This window comes from Acinetobacter sp. AOR34_HL, from assembly GCF_027854795.1.
Lineage (GTDB): Bacteria > Pseudomonadota > Gammaproteobacteria > Pseudomonadales > Moraxellaceae > Acinetobacter > Acinetobacter junii.
In genome coordinates this window covers 128,501-137,327 of sequence record NZ_JAKTID010000043.1, presented here as the reverse complement: position 1 = coordinate 137,327, position 8,827 = coordinate 128,501, and the positions used below count along the sequence as shown (strand labels likewise).

The following is an 8,827-nucleotide window of genomic DNA, read 5'->3' as shown; positions in this document are numbered from 1 at the left end:
AATTTTACTATTCGCTATGCCTCGTACCATGCTGACAGATCAACACTGGCAAAAGTTGAAAACTATTTTGCGTAATTTATCTATTCATCACAACTCAAATTTACGTAATTTTATTGAAGCTATTCTCTATAGAATTAGAACAGGCTGTCCGTGGCGAGATATTCCTTCCTATTTCGGTCAATCAAACTCTATTTTCAAACGTTTTAATCGTTGGTCAAGCAGCGGTAAGTTGCTTAGATTATTCAAATTATTAGCATCATGCCCCGATATGGAGTGGATTTTTATTGATGGCTCTCACGTACGTGCTCATCAACATTCTGCCGGTATAGCGAATCAATCCATTTCTAAAAGTGTAGGAGGAAACTCCTCAAAAATACATTTGATTGTTGATTCACATGGCAATCCTATTGATTTCATGATTACCGATGGCACTACACATGACATCAAAGTTGCACCTGATTTAATAGCAACATTAGATTTAAAAGAGACAGAAGTGGTATGCGCAGATAAAGGCTATGATTCAGAACCACTGCGTGAGCAGATCAGAAAAACAGGAACAAAAGCGAATATACCAAAGAAAATAAATAGCCAATCGAACAATGATCATATGGACTGGTATTTATATAAAATCAGGCATTTAGTTGAAAATATGTTTTGTAGATTAAAACAATTTAGAGGGATAGCTACTCGATATGACAAGCTCAAAAGAAATTATCAAAGTGCTGTTGCCTTAGCCTGTATATTTTTATGGCTACCTTTATAGGTTTAATTATGAACAGTAAATGTCAACAGACCCTAATAAATTTAAAAAATGAAAAAACCTTGTGCAAAATCACAAGGTTTTTTTTCGAAGCTTTGTTTATTACTGTTTGACGATCAACACAGGGATATGTGATTCGGTCAATACAGCACGTGCTACGCTACCGAGTAATAAACGTTTAACGCCAGTACGACCATGAGAACCCATAATAATTAAGTCAGCGCCGACTTCCTCTGCGACAAAGATAATCCCTTCGCTTGCTGGACCATGATGTATTTTGGTGGTTACTTGAATTCCATCACGCGTAAATGACTGAGCGATATCTTGCAACTGTGTTTTAGCATGCGCCTCTGCTTGCATAAAATGCTCTGTAATTGCGGGTGCAACTTGATAAAAATCTACGCCCACATAAGGATCAACCGCAACAACACTCAATACCGTGACCTTTGCCCCAGATAATTTAGCTAAAGACAGTGCATGCTCAATGGCTGCATAAGAAATTGGAGAGTCATCAACTGCAACTAAAATATTTTGATAAGACATATTTGCTCCTTATTGTTTATCGTTGTAAAAAGATAAAGTTATATTATGTTGATAGCATATTGAACGTCGTCTAGCAAATTAGACCATGATCAAAAATGTATGATAAAACTGAAAATATTGCTGCAATACAGTAAATTCCACAGCAAAATAGAGATATAACAAAATATCGGTATTTTTGTAATTTACTTTCAAACTCACATGACTGTCTGCTTCTTTTTATTAATCAAACTTTAACCTAAAGGAATCTCAGTGTTACTCAATTTAGAAGCATTTAAACAGCAGAAGTTTGATCAGGTTGCTGCGAAAATCATGGCTGATCCTGATCAATATTTGGGATTTGATTCTGTTTCGGATTTTTATAAAGCAGAATGGTTGGATGAGTTTCCGCAAGGTACGACGTGGTCAGCGACAGGCTTAGATGATGGGGCAGAGCAATTTTACGCCATCATAGAGTATGGGCGACACTATCTATATATCAGTCGAACTGAAAAAGTCACGGTAAAACTTGGCATGCGACATGACTACAATAAAAATAACTAATCCGAACAGTCATCTATTTTAGAGTAAACAGCCTTTGCGATTTTTATCTCAATGTTATACTTCCGAGCAGAGATGAAATCCCAAATAAAACGAAACGGAAATTTTAAAATGGCGCATCAATTTACGGTTAATGAAACAATTCACGGTGTTTCAATTGAAGATTTTAGACGATTAGTTGCTCAAACCTCATTGCATGAAGCAGTGTGTAAACGTATCCCTGGGGATAACCTCGAAATTCTTGAGTCAAATGTAAATGGCGACATTTATACTTTGCGTCGTGAATACAATCTTGACGTCAGCATTCCAGATGTTGCTAAAAAATTATTAAAAAATGCATTCCGCTTAAAACGTTCAGATATTACTAATCTTAAAAATCTAACTTCGACTGTAGAACTTGGCGCAAACCTTCCTTTAGAGGCTAAAGCTGAACGTAAAGTTACAGGTAATAGTGAAAAAGTAGATATTTCATTGACTTGGAATGTGAAAGTAAAAGTACCTTTGATTGGCGGTATGCTTGAAAAGCACGCTGAAGGCGAAATTCGTAAATTTAGCCAACTTGAAATTGAAATCGTAGAAGATGAATTAAAGAAACAACTTTAATTTAAGCTGAAAATAAAACTCTCCTGAATCGACTGATCTAACGAAGAAAGGTTTGATGAAGGGGAGTTTTTTTATTGTCTAGAAGCGCAGAAAATAAGGAACTATGGAAAGTATTAGCCCAATCATACTGATCATAGTTGTACTCTCAATAAAATAAGTAAATAGCATAAGCAATAAGCCACAGATCAGAGGCACAGTCATTTTCTGTCTCTTACCATATATAAAATAGCCTAAGCCAATCGAACTAAAAAGAACACTCAAATAAAGTGGTAGTGCATTCATGCCAATTCCATATGTTTTTTTAATAAGAAAATATTATGACAAGATTCTTAAATGAAAATGATAGAAGCCAAATTCATAATCCAATAGTATCAATCTAAGTTCGATTTAAAAATTATAAGGTTCTGTGATGAGTGTAATTTTGCCAGTAGCACAACGTGGTGAAGAGATTTTAAAAATTAAAGCAGCTTTAGTCTCAGATGCAGAGTTTAATAGTGAATGGTTGTTGCAACTGGCTTCTGCGATGCATGCAACGATGTTGGAGCGTAATGGTGTTGGAATTGCTGCTCCACAGGTTTATATATCCAAGCGTGTAATTATCGTGGCATCTCGTCCCAATCCTCGTTATCCCGATGCCCCTGAAATGGATGCTGTGGTGATGGTTAATCCTGAGATTTTGGAGTTTTCTCAAGCGACTTGTTTGGGGGAAGAGGGATGTTTAAGTGTTCCTGATGAGCGTGGGCAAGTGCAACGAGCACAGAGTATCAAAGTCCGTTATCACACTTTACAAGGTGAGGTGATTGAAACAACATTTGATGGTTTTCCTGCACGTATTGTTCAACATGAAGTTGATCATTTAGATGGTGTGTTGTTTGTAGAGCGTTTGAGTGCTTAGAAGTTAAATTAATAATGAAGCCTTACAATAAGAACTTAAAACTTCCATCACGAGATTTACGAAGCAACATGACTGATGCAGAACAATTGCTATGGTCAAGATTGCGCCGTAAACAGATTTTAGGGTTACAGTTCTATCGACAGAAACCTTTATTAAATTATATTGTGGATTTTTATTGTCCAGCAGTGAATTTAGTTATTGAATGTGATGGTGGACAACACTATACCCAAGATGGGTTGGAAGCAGACAGAAGTCGAGACCGTGCTTTAAACGAGCTTGAACTTGTGACATTAAGGTTTAGTAATCATCTGATTTTGACCGAAATAGATGCAGTAGTAGAGCAGGTTTATTGTATTGCTGAGCAAAGATTAGAATCTCCCTTTGATAAAAGGGGGCTTTAGTGTGAATTGGATGAATACCGCGGATTCGTGCTACTCCCTCCTTTTTAAAGGAGGGTTGGGGAGGATTAAAAACTTCCTTCGTATATTTTTTTAGCTTCTACTGCTTTATCTAGTTTTCGATGAATAAGAGAAATCATTGATAAAATATCAAGAGCATCTTGTTCATTGATTTCCCATGCTATTTTTGGAGCATGCGCTGTAGTGTTTCTAAAAGTTCCAAAAACTCCTTTTAATAAATTCATGAATCCTTTCTGCTCACTTTCATGACTTTCACTTGTTAGATTATTTAGTGCTAAATAAGGAATCTTACCTCTATATGAAAAAGCTTGATCTACTAATTCTGAACCGTCTGTAGTTAAGTCTGTTTTTATTCTAATTTTTTCTGCAATACTTTTAGTTGCTTCAAATACAGCATGAAAATAATTATCGACAAGTAATTCAGCTTTACAAAAAGTAAGGACGTCAGAATGAATTTTTCGGTCTAATAATGTTTTTCTTAAATTTTGAGCTCGCTCCTCAGCCTCAGAAAAAGTGTTTACTTTAGCTGTTGTTCTAATATCACCACTTTCAGTTAGTTCTAAGCCTTCAAATGACAATACATAATTTAGTTCGGTTCTTATATTTTTAAACCATTCTTTTCTATGGATGTTGCGGGATGGACGTAGTACATATTTGATAAAAGCTAGAACATTGTTAGAACAGCGATCTTCACTTTGCTTGATACTAAGAGCATCATACAAACGCTTCCATTTTGTAGAGTTTAATTGTGGGTCTTTGATATTTGTTTCAGCAAGATATTTGGAAATTTCAGTTCCTGAAATCCCGTGATATGTATCACCTAAAATTTTACAAATACTTTCTAGACTACCAAGATCAATATTTTTAATTATTGCCATCATTTACTTTAATTTTCAAGGATGTGTATATTCTAAGTATATGTTTTTGTAATATCAATTCAATCCCTCCCAACCTCCCTTTGAAAAGGGAGGAGCAGTCACCTAATTCGATTAATCATATGATATCTCTCTCTTTTTAAAGAAGGCAAACGAGATCCAATTCAAAAAATCCCCCTCAATCGGGGGGATTTTTTATTACAAAAGTTTAACCAATCGAATCATCTAAATTCGGTGCTAACCAGCGTTTTGCTTCATCGAGTGTCCAGCCTTTACGTTTTGCATAATCCTCAAGTTGATCTTGAGAGATTTTGCCCACATTAAAGTATTCACTTTGAGGATGCGAATAATAGAAACCACTTACAGAAGATGGCGGCATCATCGCAAAGTGTTCAGTCAACTTCGTACCAATCTTCGCTTCTGAACCTAACCAATCGAATAACACCGCTTTTTCAGAATGCTCTGGGCAAGCAGGGTAACCTGGAGCAGGACGAATACCGACATATTTCTCTTTGATCAGTTCTTCATTACTCAACGTTTCATCCGCTTTATAGCCCCAGAACTCTTTACGGATACGTTCATGTAAATGTTCAGCGAAAGCTTCTGCAAAACGATCCGCTAAAGACTGAACCAAAATTGCTGAATAGTCATCACCTTTGGCTTTATATTCATTGGCCAATTCTTCAGCACCAAAGATCGACACCGTGAAACCACCGAGATAATCTTCAGGTTGTTCAGATGGCTTAATATAATCCGCCAAAGACAAGTTTGGTTTACCTGTCACTTTGTCTGATTGCTGACGTACGTGCTCAAACGTATGAGTGCGATTTTGACCTGATTCATCAAATACGCTGACAGTATCTGCACCAGTACGCTGAGCAGGGTATAAGCCAAACACAGCACGGGCATCGAAACGTTTATTTTCAATGATGTCTTTCAGCATCGCTTGCGCTTGATTATAAAGATCAGTTGCTGCTTCACCGACCACTTCATCTTCTAAAATTTTCGGGAATTTACCCGCCAAACTCCAAGAGATAAAGAATGGTGTCCAGTCAAAATATTCAACTAAGGTTTCAAGCGGATAATTCTTAATAACTTGTGTACCCAAAGCATTTGGTTTTGGTGGTACATAGTTATTATCAATTTTAAAACCGTTTTCGACTGATTCTGCATAACTCAATTTTGCAGCTTTCGGTTGTTTATTTGCTAAACGTTCACGAATCTTGGCATATTCAGCACGATGCTCTGCAATAAAGTTACCGCGCATTTCAGGAGAAAGTAGGGTGGTTGCGACACCCACTGCACGTGAAGCATCCGCGACGTAAATTACTGCATCATTTGAATATTGAGGATCAATTTTAACTGCGGTATGTGCTTTTGATGTGGTTGCACCGCCGATCAATAAAGGAATATTAAAACCTTTACGTTGCATTTCTTTGGCAACAAAGACCATTTCATCCAAAGAAGGGGTGATCAAACCTGACAAACCAATGATGTCACATTTCTCATCTATTGCTGTTTGCAGAATTTTTTCTGCAGGTACCATCACGCCAAGGTCAACGATGTCATAACCATTACAACCCAAGACAACACCCACAATATTTTTACCAATATCGTGTACGTCACCTTTTACCGTTGCCATCAGGACTTTACCTTTAGATTGTCCTTCTGACTTTTCAGCTTCAATGTATGGGTTGAGCCATGCTACAGCTTGTTTCATGACGCGTGCAGATTTAACGACTTGAGGAAGGAACATTTTTCCTGAACCAAACAAGTCACCCACAACGTTCATGCCGTCCATTAATGGGCCTTCGATCACATCAAGCGGACGTTTTGATTTTAAACGTGCTTCTTCAGTATCTTGATCGATATACGTGGTAATACCTTTAACTAAAGCGTATTCAAGACGTTTTTCGACAGACTCATTACGCCATTCAAGATTTTCAGCTTCTTTGGCTGCGCCACCATGACTACGATATTTTTCTGCAACTTCAAGTAATTTTTCAGTGGCTTCCTGTCCACTTTCTCCCTGATTTTGATTGAGGATAACGTCTTCAACCGCATCTTTCAGTTCTTTTGGAATATCGTCATAAATCGCCATCTGACCAGCGTTTACGATACCCATAGTCATGCCTTGTTTGATGGCATGATAGAGGAATACTGAGTGAATCGCTTCGCGTACAGGTTCATTACCACGGAATGAGAACGAAACGTTAGAGACACCACCAGAAATCATGGCATGTGGTAAGTTTTGTTTGATCCAACCAGTCGCTTCAATAAAGTCTACGGCATAGTTATTGTGTTCTTCGATCCCTGTTGCTACTGCAAACACGTTTGGATCGAAAATAATATCTTCAGCTGGATAGCCAACCTCATTGACTAAAATGTCATAAGAGCGTTTACAAATTTCACGTTTACGTTCAGCGGTATCTGCCTGACCAACTTCGTCAAAAGCCATGACAATAACTGCTGCGCCGTACTGACGGCAGAGGCGAGCTTTTTCGACAAACTCGTCATAACCTTCTTTTAAGGAAATCGAGTTTACAACAGGTTTACCTTGAACACATTTTAGACCTGCTTCAATGATTTCCCATTTCGATGAGTCAATCATGATCGGCACACGCGAAATATCAGGTTCTGAAGCGACAAGGTTCAGGAAATGCACCATCGCACCTTGCGAATCGAGCATCCCTTCATCCATGTTGATATCAATGATCTGCGCACCAGCTTCAACTTGTTGCTGAGCGACTTCTAAAGCTTCTGCAAAATTTTCTTCACGGATGAGACGAAGGAACTTTTTTGATCCTGTAACGTTAGTACGTTCACCAACGTTTACGAATAAAGAATCATCATAAATATTAAATGGTTCTAAACCACTCAAACGGCAAGCATGAACAGTCTCAGGAATTTTACGTGGTGGAATATCTTTAACAGCTTGGTAGATCGCACGGATATGGTCTGGTGTGGTACCACAGCAACCACCAGTAATATTGATCAAACCACTCTCAGCAAATTCTTTAATAAAGGCTGCGGTTTGTTCTGGGGTTTCATCATACTCACCAAATGCATTCGGTAAACCAGCATTAGGATGGGCTGAAACAAAGGTATCTGCAACGTCAGAAATCGTTTTAACGTGAGGGCGCATTGCATCTGCACCCAATGCACAGTTAAAACCAATTGATAGCAAATCACCATGACGCACTGAGTTCCAGAATGCTTCAGCAGTTTGACCTGTCAATGTACGACCTGAGGCATCTGTGATCGTACCTGAAATCATCAATGGAAGTTCATAACCGATTTGCTTAAAGACTTCTTTGACCGCAAAGATTGCCGCTTTACAGTTCAATGTATCGAAAACTGTTTCGATTAATAGAATGTCAGCACCACCTTCAATTAAGGCGTGTGTTGCTTCGATATAATTTTCTTTTAGTTCATCGAAAGTAATATTACGGAATGCTGGATCATTGACGTTCGGTGAGATCGAACATGTACGTGATGTAGGACCGAGTACACCTGCCACGAATCGTGGCTTATCTGGGGTAGAGTATTTGTCACAAGCCGCTCTCGCAAGACGTGCTGCTTCACGGTTGATCTCAGGTACAAGATCTTCCATGTGATAATCTGACATTGAAACACGTGTACCATTGAAGCTGTTGGTTTCAATAATGTCTGCACCAGCATCCAAATAAGCTTCATGGATACCCTGAATAATCTGCGGTTGAGTCAGTACTAAAAGGTCATTATTACCTTTGAGATCAGAAGCCCAATCTGCGAAACGTTCACCACGATAATCTTCTTCTTCTAATTTATGGCGTTGAATCATGGTTCCCATTGCACCATCAATAATCAAGATGCGTTGGGCGAGAAGAGATTTCAGGGTGGCAAGCGTGGACATAAGGAACCCCAGTATATGGCAAATATAAAAAGCTGAGGCATTGTAACAGAAGCGAACAGAAAGCGCGTATTTTCAACAACACAGAGCACTGATTCTTCAGTTCAATTTTGATGTGTCACAAAACCTTCATTAATTTGTAATAATTATGAGGAATAATGCTCCAAAAACCAGCGAATGAACTGAAATATGACAAATTGATGTCATATTTTGTAGCATTTGTTGCAAAATCAGACAAACAGTTTTTAAGACTTTTTGTTTTTATATCATATTGTATTTAAAGGGATATTTAATTTAATAGAT

General features: G+C 38.0%; 9 protein-coding genes. 5 read left to right on the top strand and 4 right to left on the bottom strand.

Annotated elements, in window-relative coordinates; all coding sequences use genetic code 11:
* Nucleotides 1-16: 16 nt before the first annotated feature.
* Nucleotides 17-763 carry an IS5 family transposase gene (locus MKL32_RS07515; protein WP_004912080.1) on the top strand — a complete coding sequence of 249 codons (747 nt, stop codon included), beginning with the start codon at nucleotides 17-19 and terminating at the stop codon, nucleotides 761-763.
* 99 nt (nucleotides 764-862) lie between these two features.
* On the opposite strand, the gene MKL32_RS07510 is transcribed toward MKL32_RS07515, so the two are convergent.
* Nucleotides 863-1,303: a universal stress protein gene (locus MKL32_RS07510; RefSeq protein WP_212639240.1), complete on the bottom strand. Its 441-nt coding sequence runs from the start codon at nucleotides 1,301-1,303 to the stop codon at nucleotides 863-865.
* A 249-nt stretch (nucleotides 1,304-1,552) separates the two neighbouring features.
* Between MKL32_RS07510 and MKL32_RS07505 the strand changes: the two genes are divergently transcribed.
* Together MKL32_RS07505 and MKL32_RS07500 are read left to right on the top strand one after the other, a co-directional pair.
* Nucleotides 1,553-1,843 (top strand): hypothetical protein, encoded by a 291-nt coding sequence (locus MKL32_RS07505; RefSeq protein ID WP_004913710.1) that lies wholly within the window; start codon nucleotides 1,553-1,555, stop codon nucleotides 1,841-1,843.
* Nucleotides 1,844-1,951: 108 nt separating this feature from the next.
* Nucleotides 1,952-2,443 (top strand): DUF2505 family protein, encoded by a 492-nt coding sequence (locus MKL32_RS07500; RefSeq protein WP_039908215.1) that lies wholly within the window; start codon nucleotides 1,952-1,954, stop codon nucleotides 2,441-2,443.
* A 78-nt stretch (nucleotides 2,444-2,521) separates the two neighbouring features.
* On the opposite strand, the gene MKL32_RS07495 is transcribed toward MKL32_RS07500, so the two are convergent.
* Nucleotides 2,522-2,725 carry a hypothetical protein gene (locus MKL32_RS07495; protein WP_004913706.1) on the bottom strand — a complete coding sequence of 68 codons (204 nt, stop codon included), beginning with the start codon at nucleotides 2,723-2,725 and terminating at the stop codon, nucleotides 2,522-2,524.
* Nucleotides 2,726-2,852: 127 nt separating this feature from the next.
* Between MKL32_RS07495 and def the strand changes: the two genes are divergently transcribed.
* Complete coding sequence (gene def / locus MKL32_RS07490) at nucleotides 2,853-3,338, top strand: peptide deformylase (protein ID WP_004913704.1); 486 nt, start codon at nucleotides 2,853-2,855, stop codon at nucleotides 3,336-3,338.
* Between the two features lie 14 nt (nucleotides 3,339-3,352).
* The gene (locus MKL32_RS07485) at nucleotides 3,353-3,739 is read left to right on the top strand and encodes an endonuclease domain-containing protein (RefSeq protein WP_017397291.1); all 387 of its coding nucleotides are present in this window, start codon (nucleotides 3,353-3,355) and stop codon (nucleotides 3,737-3,739) included.
* 65 nt (nucleotides 3,740-3,804) lie between these two features.
* Here the strand turns inward: MKL32_RS07485 and MKL32_RS07480 are convergent, their stop codons facing one another.
* Both MKL32_RS07480 and metH read right to left on the bottom strand, forming a co-directional pair.
* Nucleotides 3,805-4,638: a TIGR02391 family protein gene (locus MKL32_RS07480; RefSeq protein ID WP_004959914.1), complete on the bottom strand. Its 834-nt coding sequence runs from the start codon at nucleotides 4,636-4,638 to the stop codon at nucleotides 3,805-3,807.
* Nucleotides 4,639-4,840: 202 nt separating this feature from the next.
* Nucleotides 4,841-8,527 carry a methionine synthase gene (metH, locus tag MKL32_RS07475; protein ID WP_004959911.1) on the bottom strand — a complete coding sequence of 1,229 codons (3,687 nt, stop codon included), beginning with the start codon at nucleotides 8,525-8,527 and terminating at the stop codon, nucleotides 4,841-4,843.
* Nucleotides 8,528-8,827: the final 300 nt, after the last annotated feature.

Coding starts and splice junctions, on each gene's coding strand:
- MKL32_RS07515 (WP_004912080.1), top strand. CDS start 17: ATGCCTCGTACCATGCTGACAGATCAACACTGGCAAAAGTTGAAAACT.
- MKL32_RS07510 (WP_212639240.1), bottom strand. CDS start 1,303: ATGTCTTATCAAAATATTTTAGTTGCAGTTGATGACTCTCCAATTTCT.
- MKL32_RS07500 (WP_039908215.1), top strand. CDS start 1,952: ATGGCGCATCAATTTACGGTTAATGAAACAATTCACGGTGTTTCAATT.
- MKL32_RS07495 (WP_004913706.1), bottom strand. CDS start 2,725: ATGAATGCACTACCACTTTATTTGAGTGTTCTTTTTAGTTCGATTGGC.
- def (WP_004913704.1), top strand. CDS start 2,853: ATGAGTGTAATTTTGCCAGTAGCACAACGTGGTGAAGAGATTTTAAAA.
- MKL32_RS07485 (WP_017397291.1), top strand. CDS start 3,353: ATGAAGCCTTACAATAAGAACTTAAAACTTCCATCACGAGATTTACGA.
- MKL32_RS07480 (WP_004959914.1), bottom strand. CDS start 4,638: ATGATGGCAATAATTAAAAATATTGATCTTGGTAGTCTAGAAAGTATT.
- metH (WP_004959911.1), bottom strand. CDS start 8,527: ATGTCCACGCTTGCCACCCTGAAATCTCTTCTCGCCCAACGCATCTTG.